Origin of the sequence: Phaeacidiphilus oryzae TH49, from assembly GCF_000744815.1 — a bacterium.
In the GTDB taxonomy this organism is placed as follows: Bacteria; Actinomycetota; Actinomycetes; order Streptomycetales; family Streptomycetaceae; genus Phaeacidiphilus; species Phaeacidiphilus oryzae.
Genome location: NZ_JQMQ01000004.1, coordinates 849,237 through 865,066 on the forward strand (window position 1 = coordinate 849,237; position 15,830 = coordinate 865,066).

Below are 15,830 nucleotides of genomic sequence, written 5' to 3' on the forward strand. Positions count from 1 at the left end.
CCTTGGACCCTCCCGCGGGGGGAGGGTCAAGATGGCCGAGGCCGTGTCCTGCCTACGGTGTCCCAGAGCTCCTCCGAGTACGAGGCCTGCGGCCGGAACGCCGGAGGCGACCCGCAGCGCCGATCCGCCCCCGCCCCCGGCGCCCGCCCCCGCCCCCGCCCCCGGCGCCCGATCCGGCATGTCCCGCGAGTGTGGTCGTCACCGCCAGGCCGAGTGCGGCCCGGATCTGCCGGCTGGAGGTCACCAGTCCGACGGCCAGGCCGGCCCGGGATGCGGGGGCGCCCGAGGCCGCCGTGGCCGTGGTCGGCACGAAGGCCGAGCCGGGGCGTACGGCTTGCGGTCACAGCGACCGCTCGCGGATACGGGCCCGCGAACGGCTCACCTCCTGGCGTGCCTTCTCCAGGAGGCCGCGGGTGAGGGTGCCCCGCCGCTTGAGGATTCGTCCGCCGACGATGACGGTGTCGACGTCGCGTGGCCCGGCGCCGAGGAACGCCGCGAGTACGGGGTTGTCGAAGCTGTCCAGATGCGGGGTGGACAGGTCGAGGGTGATGAGGTCGGCCTGCCGGCCGACTGCGATCTCGCCGACCTGGTCGGCGAAGCCGAGCACCCGGGCGCCCCCGCGCGTGGCCAGGTCCAGCATGGCAAGGTGACCGTGCCGCAGTTCGGCGGGCATCTCGCCCCGGGCGATGGGTTCCGCATTGGCCCGGGACCGCTCGGCGGCCAGCGCCAGGCGCATCTGTGTGAACAGGTCGCTGGGTCCGTAGGCGACCGTGTCGGCGCCCAGGCCGACCGGCACACCGCTGGCCAGTGCGGCGCCCACGGCGGGGTGGGTGCCCAGACCCATGGTCATGTCGACGCTCGGGGTGGCCGACACGCTCCCGCCCGATTCCGCGACCTGCCTCCATTCCTGCTCGGTGAACTCGTTGGCGTGGACATAGTTCACGTCGGGTCCGAGAAGGCCCTGGTGCCCGAGCTGGTCGACCGCGCCGGGCAGGCCCGCCATCCCGGCGTGGAGGGAGATCGGCAGCCCCAGTTCGCGAGCGAGCCCGAACTCCTCCGCGTTCTCCGCCGGTGTCGCCATGGACGGGCCCCGCAGGGCGAGCCCGAGTGCGATGCGGCCGTTGTTGTGCTGGCGCGCCGCGTGGGCGGCCTGCAGGCGCCGGGTCTGCGCCTGGTAGCGGGAGTAGTCCCCGCTGGAACTGGCCTTGCCGCCGAAGTACAGCCGGGCCCGGATGCCGCTGTCGTGCAGAGCCCGCAGGTTGGCGTCGATGTCCGCGTCGGATCCCAGGTTGTGGGCCCAGTCGGCGACGGTGGTGACCCCGGCGTTGATCGCTTGCACCGCGCCCCACAGCACGCCCGCATACACGTCCTCGGCGGTGAATCCGTCGCCGAGTTCCTCGTTCACCTGCCGCGCGTACGCAAACAGCGTCACGTCGCTGGAGCTGGCCGACAGGCTTCCCAGCCACATGTGCCGGTGGGTGTCCACCAGGCCCGGCATCACCAGCTGGTCTCCGGCATCGATGATCTCCTCGTCGCCGACAGCGGCGGCAGCGCCGACAGCGTCGCCGATGCCGGCGATGCGCCCATCCCGGAGCAGGACGTCGGCGATCCGGCTCGTCCCGTCCGGGAACAGGACGTGACCGCCTCGGATCAGGAGGGGGCGGGGCACGGGGGGAGTGTCTGGCACGACGGCTTCCCTCTCTAGTCGGTATACAACGGATACCGGTATAGGGTGGCAACCACCGTGCGAGTGCGACAAGTGAGCACTTTGAACTGCCCAGGTATCACGGGAGGTACCAGGTGGCCCCGCCAGCGATGGTCGAGTCGGGCGAACGCTCCGACCGTGACGAGCTGTTGCGCGATGTGATGGACCGCATCGGCGACAAGTGGTCGGTGACCGTCATCTGCCGGCTCGATGACGGCCCGCTCCGCTTCAACGCGCTGCGACGGGCGGTGAACGGCATCACCCAGCGGATGCTGAGCACCACGGTGCGTCGCCTCGAGCGCGACGGCCTGATCAGCCGCACCGTGGAGCCCACCGTGCCGCCCCGCGTCGAGTACGCGCTGACCGAACGCGGACGCAGCCTCCACGGCATCCTTGCCGAGCTGGTCTCCTGGACCGAGGCGAACCTCGACGAGATCCGCCGCGACCGCGAGGAGTACGACGCTGCCGCCCCCTCTCGCGCCGAGCAGTGACGGGGTGCCCCTGCGGGTGGACAGCCGGTCGAGAGAGACCAGCGCCCGGTTTCGCGCCGCCGCTGTGCGCCCCGTGTGCCTGATCGGGCAGTGGTGCTCAGGCCGCCGAGCCGTCCCGGCGGCGGAGCGCGCTGGTTAGGTCCCGACTGCGCGCTGTGGGGGCGCGATGACCGGGGTGGACAGCCCGACCTGATGACTGCCCACCCGTTCTCACCGCGCTCAGCCGACAGCGACGTGGAAGACGGAGCGGGCGTTGGACAGTTCGCGGAAGCCCCACACGCCGTGGTAGCGGCCGTAGCCGGAGGAATTCACGCCCCCGAACGGGAGGTTCTCCTCGGCCCAGTGCACGGCGTGGCCGTTGATGGTGACGCCGCCGGAGGTGGTGTTGTCCAGCATCCGCTGGATGAACGCGTCGTCTGTGGAGTAGACGGAGAAGCCCAGCGGCTTCCCGAGCGAGTCGGAGTGGGCGAAGATCTCCTCCTCGTCCGTGTAGGTCAGGACCGGCAGGATGGGCCCGAAGATCTCCTCCTGGATGATCCGGGTGTCCTTGGGGACGTCCAGGAGCACGGTCGGCTCGATGACCAGGTGGTCCGCGTCGGTTCTGCCACCGAAGGCGACGGTCGCGCCGCGCTCGACGGCTTCGTCGAGGTAGCCCTTGACGCGCTCGTAGTTGCGCCTGTCGACGAAGCGGCCGTCCCTCTGCCACTGGAACTCGCCGGTCTCGTCGTAGTAGGCCTTCTTGACCGCGGCGACGTAGGTGCCGACGAAGGCACCACGCAGGTCTTCGGGAACCCATACGTAGTCGACCGACAGGCAGGTCTGGCCATGGTTGTAGATCTTGCCGCCCAGGAACGCCTGAGCGACCAGGTCCAGATCGATCGTGCGGTCCACGATGGCCGGGCTCTTGCCGCCCAGCTCCAGGGTGAACGAGGCCATGTGCTGGGCGGCCCTCTCCACGATGATCTTCCCGACGCGGGGGCTGCCGGTGAGGAAGATGTGATCGACGGGCAGGTCGAGCAGTACGTCGTGGGTGCTGCGCACACCGTTCGGGGTGCGGACGTCACCGTCGTTGAAGACCGCGACCTCCCGCTCGTCGAACACCGCGCGGACGATCTGCTCGATCACATCGCCCGTCGCCGGCGCCATGGAGCTGGTCTTGGCCAGCACCACGTTTCCCGCGGCGATCGCCTGGATCAGGGGGGAGAAGAACATCCCGATCGGGAAGTCCCAGGTGCCGAAGAGCAGCACCACGCCGCGGGGTTGGTACGTGACGAAGACGCGTTCCGCGGCGGGCGTGGCCGGTGACTTCTCAACGGACAGCGGCGCCATCCAGTCGGCGAGCTCGTCCCGTACCTTGTCGAGGTTGCCCATGACCGTCTGGATCTCGTCCCGGTTGTCGGCCGGCCGGCCCAGGTCCTGGTGGATGGCCCGACCGATCTCCTCCTGCCGCTTGAGAATCTCAGCGCGCAGGCGCTCCAGGCGCTCGACGCGCTCCGCGGCGGTCGTGTGCCGCATGACGCGGCGGTGATCGCGCTGGGCCTGGAAGATGCGCCGAATCTCGTTCAGCTCAAGCACGGTGGTGCTTCCTCTCGTGATGTGCGCACGGCACGACCTGTGGGGGTGCCCAGTGGCGCGCCGCGCTTCCGGACCCTGTGCGTCCGAGGGCAACGGCCTCGTCCAGGGGGCGCGCATGGGCCGGCGTGAAGGAGCCGACCATGCGGCGCCACGACAGCGGTTCGACGGGTCAGGGGCTGACGGCCACCGTGGTGGATTCGGTGTAGAACTGCCGGGCTGCCAGGCCCTGTTCCCGGGGCCCGAAGCTGGACTCCTTGGTGCCGCCGAACGGCGCCCAGTGGTCGAGTCCGGTGGTGGGGGCGTTGACCCGGATCATCCCGGCCGCCAGGTCGCGGGTGTGGGTAAGAGCCGCGGTCAGGTCGCGGGTGTAGAGGGAGGCGGACAGGCCGTAGGGCGTGGCGTTCGCCAGCTCGACGGCGTGCCGGACGGACCGGGCACGCAGCAGGGCGGTGACAGGAGCGAAGACCTCGTCGGTGGCGAGGACGTCGTCGGCGTCCGAGACCTCGACGAGCGTCGGTTCCAGGTAGGACCCGGGGACGTCGGGTTTCGTCCCGCCCGTCAGGATCCGCCCGCTGCTGGCTGCCACGGCGGCCAGGGCGCTGTCCCGGGCGGCCTCGTCGATCACCGGACCGACCTGGCACTTCGGGTCGGACGGGTCGAGGACGACGAGCGCCCGCACCGCTTCGACCAGGGCGTCGCGGGTGTGCTCGTACACGTCTTCGTGGACGATGATGCGGCTTGTGGCGGTGCACTTCTGTCCCGCGTAGGCGAACGCCGAACCCACGATGCCGGCGATCGCCCCGTCCACGTCCGCATCAGCCAGCACCACCGTGGGGTTCTGGCCGCCCATCTCCGCCTGGGCGATACAGCCGCGCGCGCTGACAGCCGCCGCCACCTGGCGGCCCACCTCGGTCGAGCCCGTGAACGATACGGCGCTGATGGCAGCTGACTCGGCCACGAGGACCCCGGTACCCGGCCCGACCGCGAGCACCAGCACGCCCGGGGGGAGGTGCCGGTTGAGGATCTCGGCCAGGGCCTCAGCGGTACCGACGGCCTGTGCGGAGGGCTTGAGGACGACCGCGTTGCCGTACGCCAGAGCCGGTGCCAGCTTCCACGCGGGAATCGCCAAGGGGAAGTTCCACGGCGTGATCAGACCCACCACGCCCCGCGGCCGTGACCGGGTGAAGGTCAGGGTCCGGGCCTCGCCGCCCGGCAGCACGTCGCCCTCGGGGAACAGCGCGGTCTGCGCGAAGTAGCGGAAGGTCCGCTCCGCGCGGACCACCTCCCCCCGGGCCTCGGTGATGGGCTTGCCGACCTCGCGGGAGATCAGGTCGGCGAGCCGGCCGGCCTCGGCGGCGATGTCGTCCGCGGCACGGGTGAGAGCGACGGCTCGCTGCGGGGCGGCGGTGCCGGCCCACGCGCGGCCTGCACCGCCCGCGAGCTCAAGCAGCGCCGGAAACCGGCCGGTCGGGGTCGCCGGGACCTCGGCGACCGTCTCGCTGGGATCGTGCGGATTGGTACTGCGCACGGTGGTCACGGGCAACTCCTCGGGTGCTGGTGGTTCACGGCCGGTAGGCCGCGAAGACCTTGTCGGACACGAACAGGTGCGACCCCACGAACTCCGACCAGGTCGGCCTGGTGCGGCCCAGTTCGCCCATGGCGCCCAGCAGGGCCCACCAGTTGAGGAGTTCCTGCTGGCCGGCGGCCTCCGCCTGGGCGAGGCCGGTGGACCGCCACTCGTCCAGGTCGCCGTCGACCAGCGCCCGGTACAGCCGCTGGTCGGCGGCGGTGTCGGGGAAGAGGTGGTGGGTGGACTCCACGAGGAAGCTGTGGGACCAGCTGGAGGAGGCGATCAGGGCGACGCGCCAGGGGCTTTCCGCCGCGGCGCGGGCGACGGCCGCGCCCACCTCCATGACGCGGGCCGGCGAGGGGCTCGGCGGGTCCAGTTCGCGGATGTCGCCGAGGGCGCTGATGTTGCCCTGGTAGCTGATCACCCGGCGGCCGTAGCAGTTGATGGGGAAGGCGACGACGGGGTAGTCGAAGCCCCGCCGCTCGTAGTCGAGATACAGGACGGTGTTGAGGAAGGCGTGCGGGAAGCCCGGGTGGTGCAGCGGCTTGTAGGCGTAGGAGACGTCGATGTTCTGCTCTAGGAGGGCAGTGGTGAAGTGCTTGGCCGCCTCGCGGTGGCCCCTGACCCGGATCTCGTGGTCCTTGGGCTCGTTCCACACGTTGTGGTCACCCATGACGTTGGACTCGGCCGAGTGCTCCCAGGGCCGGACCGTGAGGTCGTCGTAGGCGAGCACGGAATAGGGCGGGACGATGTCCTCGCGGAAGTTCTCGTACTGGTCGTCGCCCCAGATCACCACGACCTCGGGATCGAACTCGTCCAGCGCCTGCCGTGCCCTGGCGAACTGGGCCACCAGAGCCTCCCGGTGGCGGAGGCCGGCCTGCCGTCCCTCGTCGGAGGCCCACTCCGCACGCGCCGGTGCGGGCCAGTTGGCGGGGTCGCGGAGCTCTTCGGGGAGCCGGGGATCCGCCAGCGCGCGTTGGAAGACGCGGGTCAGGTTGTCGTTCGTGCCGCTCAGCGGCGGGTAGTGGGTCACTCCGAGACCGAGGACTTCTGCCATGGTCTTCACCTTTCTTCGGTGGTGCTGCCGCGGCGCTGGGCCGGGGAGGAGGAGCGGGTGGGCCGGTAAGTCGCCCGGCCCGCTCGGGATGGCGTGGCGGGTCAGTCCAGCAGGGACCGCCAGTGCCGCCAGAACGCGCGCATCTGCAGCTCGTCACTGGCCAGGCTGGGCTGTCCGGCGTGCTCGCGGTGCATCCCGCGGGAGATGTCCGACCAGGTCACGTCCGGGGCGGTACGCAGTCCGGCCTGGCAGGCCTCGCAGGCCTCGAGGTCGTCGGGGGTGGCCAGGCCCGCGGGGCCCTGGAAGGCGATGTAGCTGTCCAGCCGCCGGGCGCGCAGGTCCGGGTCCTCGCCCGCGGTCGCCAGGGACCACTGGTGGATCCTGGTGTGTCCCGCCGAGGTAGGGGTGATCGTGCGGACGACGACGCCCATGATGTCGTTGATGATCAGGTTGGGGAACACCAGCAGGTTGCGGTCGGTGAGCCCGATCATCCGCGCGCGCTCGGGGCCGTGACGTTCCACCAGTTCCTGGTACTTCGCCTCGACCTGCGGGCGGTTGTGCTCGCCGAGGGCCGGGGTCCAGCGGGCCACGGGACGCGCCCACGGGCCGTGGACGCAGATGACCGCATGGCCGTTGCCCAGATCCAGCGCCTCGGTGGTGTCCTCGCGGTCGAGGGTGTTGCCTTCTCGCTCTTCGAGGTAGGTGAAGTACGTCTTGTGCAGCGGCAGCAGGTGGTAGCCGTCCAGGCTGTTCTCCACGAACAGCTTCCAGTTGGCGTCCATGGAGTATTCGTGGGCGCCGGGCACGACCTCCAGGTCATCGGCCTGGTCGGCGACCAGGTCGAGGTAGTCGGCCGCTCCGGCCAGATACGTCCTGAGGTCGACGGCGCCGGGGTCGAAGCAGACGAAGTAGAACCCGCGGTAGCTGTCGACCTTGGGCGGCGAGAGGAGACCCATGGCGGCCCGGTCGAAGTGCTCTCCGTATCCCTCGCCGCCGGGTACGCCGTTCAGAGCGCCGGTGCTGTTGTAGGTCCAGGCGTGGTAGAAGCAGCTCATGCCGCGGGCGTTGCCCTCGGGGACGCGGCACACCAGCGCGCCGCGGTGGCGGCAGGAGTTGTACAGCACCCGCTTGGCCCCGTCGTGGCCGTGCCAGAAGATCAGCGGCCGGTTGCCGACATCGCGTGCCTTGAAATCGCCGGGCTTGGGGATCTCCGACTCGTGGCCCACGTAGAGCCAGCATCGGCCGAACACCGTCGCCATCTCGCGCTCGAAGACGGCCTCGTCGATCAGTGTGGTCCGGTCGACGCGGAACGTGCCCGCCGCGACGTCTTCGACCACCCACTCCTTGGCGGAGGTGTGGGGCGAGTCGGTGCTGGGGGTCATGGTCGACGCCTCCCTTGGTGCGGACGGGACAGGTCACAGCAGCACACTCAGCTGCCCCCCTGCCGATTCGATGCTGTGGTCGAGGGCCACCCGACGGCGCTTGATCAGCCACGGCAGGTCGCTGCCGGCAGCCGGGACGAGCAGGTGCTCGTAGACGCCGGCGTAGCGGTCGACGACTCCGCCGCGGACCCGGGTGACCTGGAAGACGCTGCGCGCCTCAAGGCCGTCCGGGGCCTGCCAGACGCGGACGTTGGTGATGTGGCGGCGGGTTCGGGAGCGGGGGCTCTCGGCATGGGCGTGCTTGCTCTTGAGCCGGTCGACTCGGCCGGCGAGGGTGTTCATGGAGTCGTGCACCAGGTGCAGGGTGGTCGCCGGGTCGGTGCTGAGATCTTCCGGCGTGGGGATGAGGTAGACGGCGTCCGGATGGAAGAGGCCCAGCCACTCGTCCAGGCGCCACTCGTCCAGCAGTGCGGCCTCGTCGAAGAGGAACTGGGAGACGGCACTGATGACCACGCTGTCGCGGACCCTGACGGCGTCGGCGGGAGTGGCGTGCCCGATCGTCGCGGGCGTGAGGCCGTTGGGGTTCACTGCGTCGACTCCTCGGATGCCTGCGCGTATTCGCGGCCCTGGTGTTCGGCCGTGAGCAGTTCGGCCAGCGTGGCGGGACGGGACCAGAAGGGGGAGTGGGAGGTGTGGAGGTGGGAGACGTGTGCGCCGAAGCGGGCCCTGGCGGCCTGAGCCGCCCAGTCACCGCGGACGGCCCGGTCCGCCTCGCACACGATGTACCGGGTCGGCGAGGGGACCTCCCCCCTCCAGGGAGTCTCCTCGCTCAGCACCGTGGCGGCCTGTGGCCGCAGCCGGGACGCCGCCTCGGCTGCGTCCTCGGGCGCGCAGTCGTGGTAGAAGAGGTCCGCGGCGACCTCCGGGGCCCAGAAGCTGCGGCCACGATCGTCCTTGAGCTGGTGCGGCAGGAAGTCGCGGTAGAACTCCTCGGCCATGGGCCGGGAGGTGGACAGCTGCTCCCGCCAGCTGGCTCCGGGAAGCGGCAAGAGACAGGACAGCAGCACCAGTTCACCCACCGGACGCCGTTCGGCGTACGCGGGGGCGATCAAACCCGCCATCGAGTGCGCGACCAGGACCGTGGAGCCCGGGTCGTCGACGCAGTCGTCGATGGCCCGCAGATACTCCTCGCTGTCTGCCGCCGGGTCGTCCGAGGGCAACTCCACGGCGACGGCCCGGTGGCCGCGCGCCCGAAGTTCAGGCAGCACACGCTCCCAGCACCAGGCGCCGTGCCAGGCGCCGTGCACCAGGACGAACGTCCTCATGACGTGGTCCGGTCGGCGGCCGCGGCAGCCTGCTTGTCGGCCAGGATCGTGCCCCCGGCGATGACCTCGCCCGCATCGACCTCGACGAGCCACACGCGCACCGCGGCCTCCGGGGTGCCGGTGGCACGCGCAGCGGCCGCGGACACCTCGTGCAGCAGGTCTCGCTTCTGGTCCGCGGTGCGGCCCTTGGCCATGGTGATCTGGATGAACGGCATTGATCGAGTCCTTTCTGAGAGCCCCGGTTACCGGGCGCGCACGCTGACGCTGCCCAGACGGGCGAAGTCGGCACTGATGCAGTCGCCGGACCGCAGCGGCACCGCGGCGGTCAGACCTCCCGACAGCACCAGCCATCCGGGCTTGAGTGAGCCCCCGCGCCGGCCGGCCGCATTGGCCATCCACGCCACGGCCTGAGCGGGATCGCCGCAGACCGCGGCGCCGGCCGCGGTGGCCACCTGCTTGCCGTTGACCTCCAGGACACAGCCCAGCAGGGAGAGGTCCTTGGGAGGATCGACGAACTCATTGCCGAGGACGAACAGCGCGGAGGAGGCGTTGTCGGCGACCGCGTCCTGGAGGGTGAACTTGAACGCCTGGTAGCGGCTGTCGATGATCTCCAGGCCGGCGCAGACCGAAGAGGTCGCGTCCAGGACGTCACCAGCGGTGATGCCCGGGCCCGCCAGTTCCTCCTTGAGGACGAAGACGATCTCCGGTTCCACCCGGGGTGGATCAGCCCGGACAGGTCCACCGGCGTCGTGGCGTCGTGCAGCATCCCCGAGGTGACGAACGCGTACAGGGGGTTGTCCACGTTCATGTCGATCTGTTTGGCCCGTGAGGTCAGACCGAGCTTGCCGCCGATGATCCGCTCGCCGCGGCCCTCCTTGGTCCGCAGCACCTCGCTCTGGACCCGGTAGGCATCCTCGACGCTCAACTCCGCGTCCTGGCTCAGCGGCAGGATGTCGGTTCGCGCGTCCTCGGCGGCGATCAGGCGTGCGGCCAGGTCCTCGATGTCCACCGCGGTCGTCCCGTCCTGCGGATCGCTGCTCATGCGAACACCACTCCCACCGAGCCGATCTGTCCGAAGTCCGCGCGTACGTGGTCGCCGGGGGAGACCGGCAGGGCACGGGTGCAGCTGCCGGGAAGCACGACGGCTCCCTCCTCGAGGGTGACGTCGAACTCGCCCAGCTTGTTGGCCAGCCAGGCAACCGCCGAGACGGGGTTGCCCAGGGCGGCGCCGGTGGCGCCGGTCTCGGCGATCTCGCCGTTACGGCGCAGCACCACCCCGAGCAGCCGGGGGTCGATGTCGCCGAGGTCGGTGGCCGTACCGCCCAGCACCACGCGGGCCGAGGAGGCGTTGTCCGCGATGGAGTCGTAGACGGTGATCTCCCAGTCCTGGATCCGGGAGTCGATGATCTCCAGGCTCGGTGCCACGAACGCGGTGGCTCGCAGCACATCGGCCACGGTCACTCCCGGGCCGCTCAGCGGCCGGTCGAGCACGAAGGCGAGTTCGGGCTCCACACGGGGTGCCAGGAGGCTGCCCGCGGGAATCTCGGTGCCTTCGAGGAGGAACATGTCGTCGAGCAGCACCCCGTAGTCGGGTTCTGAGACCCCGAACTGTTCGCGCATGACGCCGGCCGTCAGGCCCACCTTGTGGCCGCGCGCCTTGGCGCCGCCGGCGACGCGGTCGGCGATCACCAGGCGCTGCACCGCGTACGCGGCCGGGATGTCCAGACCGTCGTAGGTCTGGGTGAGCGGCTTGATGGGCCGGCGGTCCCGCTCGGCTTCGGTGAGCCGGCGGGCGGCCTCCTGTAGCTGGTTCTTATGCATGCTGGGAGTCTCTCCAGGGCTGTGAGCAGGAACAATGCAGTCGGTCCACCGGATGGACCGGTGTCGGTGTCGGCATGGCACAGCGGTGCCGCACCGGCGGGGGAGCGGGCTAACGGGGCTGGTCGGTGGAGTGTCCGGGAAAGAGGGAGGCTCCAGGGTCGATCAGCGTCATGGCGTTGTTCACGGCGGTGGCCGCCTCGCCGAAGCCCACGGCGATCAGCCGGACCTTGCCCGGGTACTCGGTCACGTCACCGGCGGCGAAGACCCCCGGCAGGTTGGTCGCCATGGTGGTGTCCACCAGGATGTGCCGGTCGCGCAGTTGGACGCCCCACTGGGCAAGGGGGCCCAGATCGGCGACGAAGCCGAGAGCGGCGACCAGGCTCTGGCACTTGAGCAGGCGTTCGTTGCCCTGCTTGTCGGCGACTCGTACGTGTTCCAGCCTGTCTCTCCCGCCGGCTTCCACGATCTCGTGGTCGGTCAGCACCTCTATGGACGGCGAGGCGGTCATCCGGGCGACGCTGTGTTCGTGGGCGCGGAAGCGGGCCCGGCGGTGCACCAGGGTGACCGACCTGGCCACGCCGTCGAGGAGCAGGGCCCAGTCCACCGCGCTGTCCCCGCCGCCCACGATGACGACGTCCTGGTCGGCGAGGTCTTGCGGGCGCGGCACGAAGTACATCAGGCCGCGGTCCTCGTAGGAGGCGCCGGCCGGCAGCCGGCGCGGGGTGAAGGTACCCACCCCCGCTGTGAGGATCACGGCGCGGCAGGTGACGCGTTCGCCCGCCGAGGTGGCCAGCGTCAGCGATCCGCCGTCGCCGCGGTGCAGTTCGGTCGCCTGCTGCCCGAGGAGATAGACGGGCTCGAACGGCGCGGCCTGACGCGTCAGGCCGTCGATGAGGTCCCGACCGCGCACCGAGGGGAAGCCCGCGACGTCGTAGATGGGCTTCTCCGGGTACATCGCCATGACCTGCCCGCCCGGCTGGGGGAGCGAATCGACCACGGCCACGCGCAGTCCGCGAAATCCTCCGTAGTAGGCGGCGAACAGCCCGGCGGGTCCCGCACCGACGATGACGAGATCGACCTCGCGGTCCCGGGCGGAAGGGTCAGCCATCACGCACTCCTAGCTTCGTTGCTGTCACGTCAGAGTTCCGAGCGGATGCCCACCGGGACAACGCGGTCGATCCATTGGGTGGGCCGTTGCCGCGCGTCGCCATGGGAGACGCTCCGCGGCCGCCGGCGGGGAAGGGCGCAGCCGCGCCGTGGTTCTCAGTGGAAGATGGACTTCGGCTCCTGGTACCAGGCCATGGCCTGCGGGCCGAGCTCCCGGCCGATGCCGCTGTGCTTCACCCCGCCGAACGGCGCTCCCGGATCGGGGAGGTAGCCGTTGATGCCGACGGAGCCCGTGCGGATACGCCGGGCAATGGTGTGCGCGCGGTCGGGGTCGGCGCTCCAGACCGTGCCGGCCAGACCGTAGGGGGAGTCGTTGGCGATGCGGACAGCCTCGTCCTCATCGTCGTAGGGGATGACGCACAGCACCGGTCCGAAGATCTCCTCCCGGGCCACCCGGCTGCGGTTGTCGACATCGGCGAAGACCGTCGGTTCGACGAACCAGCCCTTGTCCAGCCCCGGCGGGCGGCCGCCACCGGCGACGAGACGGGCCCCCTCGGCCTTGGCCTGTTCGATGCAGCTCTCCACCCGATCCCGCTGGGCCCGGCTGATCACGGGCCCCACCTGGGTATCGGCCGCCAGCGCGTGGCCGATGCGCAGCGAGGAGGCAAGGTCGGCGAAGACCCCCACGACCTGGTCGTACCGGGACCGGGGGGCCAGGATGCGCGTGCTGAGGAAACAGGTCTGGCCGTTGTTCAGGAAGGTGGCCTGGAACAGTCGCTCGCCCATGGTGGCCAGGTCCAGGTCGGCGTCGTCGAGGACGATCGCGGCGGACTTCCCGCCCAGTTCGAGCGTGAGCGGGCGGAGCAGCGGTGCGCAGATCCCGGCGATGCGCCGGCCCACGGTGGTGGAACCGGTGAAGGCGACGGCGTCGATTCCGGGATGGCCCACCAGGTAGGCGGCGGTGTCCGCGGATGTCGGGAGGAGGTTGAGGACTCCGGGCGGCAACCCGGCCTCCGCGGCGGCGTCCATCAGGTGGAAGGCGTCAAGGAGAGTGCTGGGCGAGGGCTTGAGGATCACGCTGCAGCCCGCCGCCAGCGCGGGAGCGTACTTGGTGGCGGCGAGGCTTTGCGGGAAGTTCGACGGCGGTATCGCCGCCACCACACCGACGGGTTCCCTCCGCACCGTCGTGGTGCCGGCGACCAGATGGGGGCGGGTCTCCTCCGTCGGCGTGGTGCGGGCCAGCTCCGCGTAGTACCGGACGATCGCGCCGGTCAGCCCCGACTCGATCTGGCGGGAGACGCTGATGGGCATTCCGTTTTGGGATGAGACGGCACTGGCGATGTGCTCGCTGCGGCGCTGCAACGCGTCGGCGAGCCGGTCCAGGGCGTCGCCCCGTTGCCGCGGCTCCCAATGAGCCCAGCCGTCGGGTGCGTCGAAGGCTCCGCGCGCGGCTCGGACGGCGGCGTCCACATCTGCCGGGGCAGCCAGCGCGACGGTGCCCAGGCTCTCCTCCGTACTGGGGCACACCAGGGTGGTCTGCTCCGGCTGACGGTTATTCAGGGGCGCTGCCCAGCGCCCGTCGAGGTATAGCGACTCCGTTGTCTCCACCACAGGGTCTTCTCCTGAGAACGGCGGGCGCGGCATTGCACCCGCGTGGTCGGCGGCGGCGTCCCGTGCTGCCGGCCGGGGATACGTGCGGTGATCGGTGCGGTGATCGGTGCGGCGGGGCCGGGGATCCAGGTGCCGGAGCACGGCGAGCAGATCCGATCGGCGCTCCCTGGATGTCCCACAGCGCGGCCCCCGAAGTCCGATGCACGCGAGATGCGTTGCGAACCCGTGCTGATCCTCCGCGCTGCGTTGCCTCACCTTCCGGGAGCGGGCGAGTCGGAACAAGGTCATCGGTTCACTGCCTGGACCGCCGGCCTTCCCGACGGTCCCTTGGGTGCGCAGGCTGGGCATGCCATCCCTGGAAGGGCGAGTGAAGAGAGTCAGTGAACGCCATGGCTTCTGCAAGACGTACAACCCCCGCGGCGCCCGCTGTCCCGGCCGCCGGCGCGGCACGAGAGGACAGTTGGGCCGAGGAACGGGCGGCGCGGCTCGTGGCGGCCCGTCGCAGGCGGGTGTTGCTGGATCCGATCTCCGACAGGGAGCCGCTCGACCTGCGTGACGCCTACCGGATCCAGCGGAAGGTGAACGAGAGTCGCCTGCGCGAGGGCGAGAAGCCCGCCGGGTTCAAGCTCGGATACACCTCCAAGCCGATGCGGGAGCAGATGGGCGTCGCTGCGCCCAACTACGGTCCCCTCACCGACCGGATGCTGGTGCCCAACGACAGCGCCACGGACCCTGCTCTGCTGCAGCCCCGTGTCGAGCCGGAAGTCGGGCTCGTCCTGGGCCTGCCGCTGGCCGGCCGGATCACCCGCCCTGACGCGTTGAACGCGGTGAAGCATGCGGTGGCCTGCCTTGAGGTGGTCGACTCCCTATGGGCCGGCTACCGGTTCACCGCCGAGGACAACACCGCGGACGGCTCGTCGGCGGCGCAAGTCGTCGTCGGCCCGCGTCTGCCGGCCTTGCGGCACGGCTTGGTGAACACCGGCGTCGTCCTCCACCGCAACGGGGTGATGGTGGCGACCTCGGCGGCCGCAGCCGCCTCCGGAAACCCGATCGACTCGCTGGTATGGCTCGTCCACCGACTTCACCAGGAAGGTGCCGGGTTGGAGGCGGGGATGCTGGTGATCACCGGTGGGCTGACCTCGGCCGTGGAACTGGCCCCGGGCGACGTGGTGGAGGCGGAGTTCCCGTCCGGGTGCAGGGTGGGCGTCCGGCGACTGCCTCATACCCGCAACGCCACACGCGGCGATGTCCGGGGCTGAGCGCTCGTCGCGTGGCCGGCCTGCCGGCGGTGCACGCCACGCCCGGCCTGGACGGAAGTCGCCCGGCCGGGCCGGCGCGGCTACTCGCCGTCGGCGCAAGGTCGTTGGAGTTCCTCCGCGCGCCGCTGGTGGCGGCGGGGCAGCGCCTGAAGAGTGGCGTGGGCGTTGACCACACGGGCCAGGGCGACGGCGGCTTCACGTACCGCGGTCGCCAGCCGCGGAAGCCCCATGCGGTACGAGGGGCCGGTGATCGACAGAGCAACGATCGGCAGCCCCTCCGAGTTGAGCACCGGCGCGGCGACGCAGGACACCTCCCGATGGCCCTCCTCGCGGTCGAAGGCGACGCCGCTGTCACGCACGAGCCGGAGCTCCTCGCGAAAGAGCGCGGGATCGGTGATGGTACGCGGGGTGCGCTTGGGCAGTCCGGCGGCCAGGATCCGATCCAGGACGGCGTCGGAGCTGAAGGCGATGATGGCTTTCCCGAGCGCGCTGCAATGGGCGGGGTACCGCTCGCCGACGCCCGAAGGAGCCTGGTAGCTGCGGTGCCCGGTGATCTTCTCCAGATACACGATCTCCGCGCCGTCCAGCACGGCCAGCTGCACGATCTCGTGACTGATCTCGTAGAGGTCTTCCATATAGGGCAGCGCCAGGTTCCGCAGCAGCCGGGAGACTTGAACGCTGTGCCCGAGCTCGAAGGTGCGAAAACCCAGGCGGTAGCCGTAGGCGCCGCGGTCCAGCATCCTGCGCTCGACGAGTTCGGTGGCCACTCGGTGCACCGTCGCCTTCTTGATGCCCGTTCGTCGTGCGAGCTCGCTCAGTCCCACCTCACCGGGCTCCGCGGCCACCGCGTCCAAGATGGCCATGACACGTCCGATGACGGACCGATCTTCTTCCTGGTCGCTGACTCGCATGGACGCCTCTCTTTCG

At 70.6% G+C, this 15,830-nt stretch carries 14 protein-coding genes and 1 pseudogene; 2 read left to right on the plus strand and 13 right to left on the minus strand.

Going from position 1 to position 15,830, the window contains the following annotated elements; genetic code table 11:
* Nucleotides 1-340: 340 nt before the first annotated feature.
* A complete protein-coding gene (locus BS73_RS04025) occupies nucleotides 341-1,669 on the minus strand; it encodes an amidohydrolase family protein (RefSeq protein ID WP_037569217.1) in 1,329 nt (442 codons plus the stop codon).
* A gap of 146 nt (nucleotides 1,670-1,815) precedes the next feature.
* Between BS73_RS04025 and BS73_RS04030 the strand changes: the two genes are divergently transcribed.
* Nucleotides 1,816-2,196, plus strand: coding sequence for a winged helix-turn-helix transcriptional regulator (locus BS73_RS04030; RefSeq protein WP_037569218.1), 381 nt, complete (start codon nucleotides 1,816-1,818; stop codon nucleotides 2,194-2,196).
* A gap of 219 nt (nucleotides 2,197-2,415) precedes the next feature.
* On the opposite strand, the gene BS73_RS04035 is transcribed toward BS73_RS04030, so the two are convergent.
* The 11 genes and pseudogenes from BS73_RS04035 to BS73_RS04090 all read right to left on the minus strand — a co-directional run bounded on the left by BS73_RS04035 (nucleotide 2,416) and on the right by BS73_RS04090 (nucleotide 13,677).
* Nucleotides 2,416-3,888, minus strand: a complete 1,473-nt coding sequence (locus tag BS73_RS04035) for an aldehyde dehydrogenase family protein (RefSeq protein ID WP_084703747.1) — start codon at nucleotides 3,886-3,888, stop codon at nucleotides 2,416-2,418.
* A 52-nt stretch (nucleotides 3,889-3,940) separates the two neighbouring features.
* Nucleotides 3,941-5,308, minus strand: a complete 1,368-nt coding sequence (locus tag BS73_RS04040) for an aldehyde dehydrogenase family protein (protein ID WP_037569219.1) — start codon at nucleotides 5,306-5,308, stop codon at nucleotides 3,941-3,943.
* A 25-nt stretch (nucleotides 5,309-5,333) separates the two neighbouring features.
* Entirely contained in the window at nucleotides 5,334-6,398 is a 1,065-nt protein-coding gene (locus BS73_RS04045; protein ID WP_037569220.1) for a DODA-type extradiol aromatic ring-opening family dioxygenase, read from the minus strand.
* A 101-nt stretch (nucleotides 6,399-6,499) separates the two neighbouring features.
* Nucleotides 6,500-7,780, minus strand: coding sequence for an aromatic ring-hydroxylating oxygenase subunit alpha (locus BS73_RS04050; RefSeq protein WP_037569222.1), 1,281 nt, complete (start codon nucleotides 7,778-7,780; stop codon nucleotides 6,500-6,502).
* 33 nt (nucleotides 7,781-7,813) lie between these two features.
* Nucleotides 7,814-8,368 carry an aromatic-ring-hydroxylating dioxygenase subunit beta gene (locus BS73_RS04055; RefSeq protein WP_051939291.1) on the minus strand — a complete coding sequence of 185 codons (555 nt, stop codon included), beginning with the start codon at nucleotides 8,366-8,368 and terminating at the stop codon, nucleotides 7,814-7,816.
* The gene (locus BS73_RS04065; RefSeq protein WP_051939293.1) at nucleotides 8,365-9,105 is read right to left on the minus strand and encodes an alpha/beta fold hydrolase; all 741 of its coding nucleotides are present in this window, start codon (nucleotides 9,103-9,105) and stop codon (nucleotides 8,365-8,367) included. Before BS73_RS04065 ends, BS73_RS04055 begins: the two co-directional genes overlap by 4 nt.
* Nucleotides 9,102-9,323: pseudogene (locus BS73_RS04070) on the minus strand (tautomerase family protein); the annotation flags it as partial. The pseudogene BS73_RS04070 and the gene BS73_RS04065, both read right to left, overlap by 4 nt.
* A gap of 24 nt (nucleotides 9,324-9,347) precedes the next feature.
* Nucleotides 9,348-9,818, minus strand: a complete 471-nt coding sequence (locus BS73_RS39170) for a 2-keto-4-pentenoate hydratase (RefSeq protein ID WP_235215282.1) — start codon at nucleotides 9,816-9,818, stop codon at nucleotides 9,348-9,350.
* A 325-nt stretch (nucleotides 9,819-10,143) separates the two neighbouring features.
* Nucleotides 10,144-10,926, minus strand: coding sequence for a 2-keto-4-pentenoate hydratase (locus tag BS73_RS04080; protein ID WP_037569225.1), 783 nt, complete (start codon nucleotides 10,924-10,926; stop codon nucleotides 10,144-10,146).
* 109 nt (nucleotides 10,927-11,035) lie between these two features.
* On the minus strand, nucleotides 11,036-12,034 hold the full coding sequence (locus BS73_RS04085; protein WP_037569227.1) for an NAD(P)/FAD-dependent oxidoreductase: 999 nt from the start codon (nucleotides 12,032-12,034) through the stop codon (nucleotides 11,036-11,038).
* A 155-nt stretch (nucleotides 12,035-12,189) separates the two neighbouring features.
* On the minus strand, nucleotides 12,190-13,677 hold the full coding sequence (locus BS73_RS04090; RefSeq protein WP_051939295.1) for an aldehyde dehydrogenase: 1,488 nt from the start codon (nucleotides 13,675-13,677) through the stop codon (nucleotides 12,190-12,192).
* A gap of 455 nt (nucleotides 13,678-14,132) precedes the next feature.
* Between BS73_RS04090 and BS73_RS37045 the strand changes: the two genes are divergently transcribed.
* A complete protein-coding gene (locus tag BS73_RS37045; RefSeq protein ID WP_051939297.1) occupies nucleotides 14,133-14,903 on the plus strand; it encodes a 2-keto-4-pentenoate hydratase in 771 nt (256 codons plus the stop codon).
* Between the two features lie 80 nt (nucleotides 14,904-14,983).
* On the opposite strand, the gene BS73_RS04100 is transcribed toward BS73_RS37045, so the two are convergent.
* Nucleotides 14,984-15,814: an IclR family transcriptional regulator gene (locus BS73_RS04100; protein ID WP_084703749.1), complete on the minus strand. Its 831-nt coding sequence runs from the start codon at nucleotides 15,812-15,814 to the stop codon at nucleotides 14,984-14,986.
* Nucleotides 15,815-15,830: the final 16 nt, after the last annotated feature.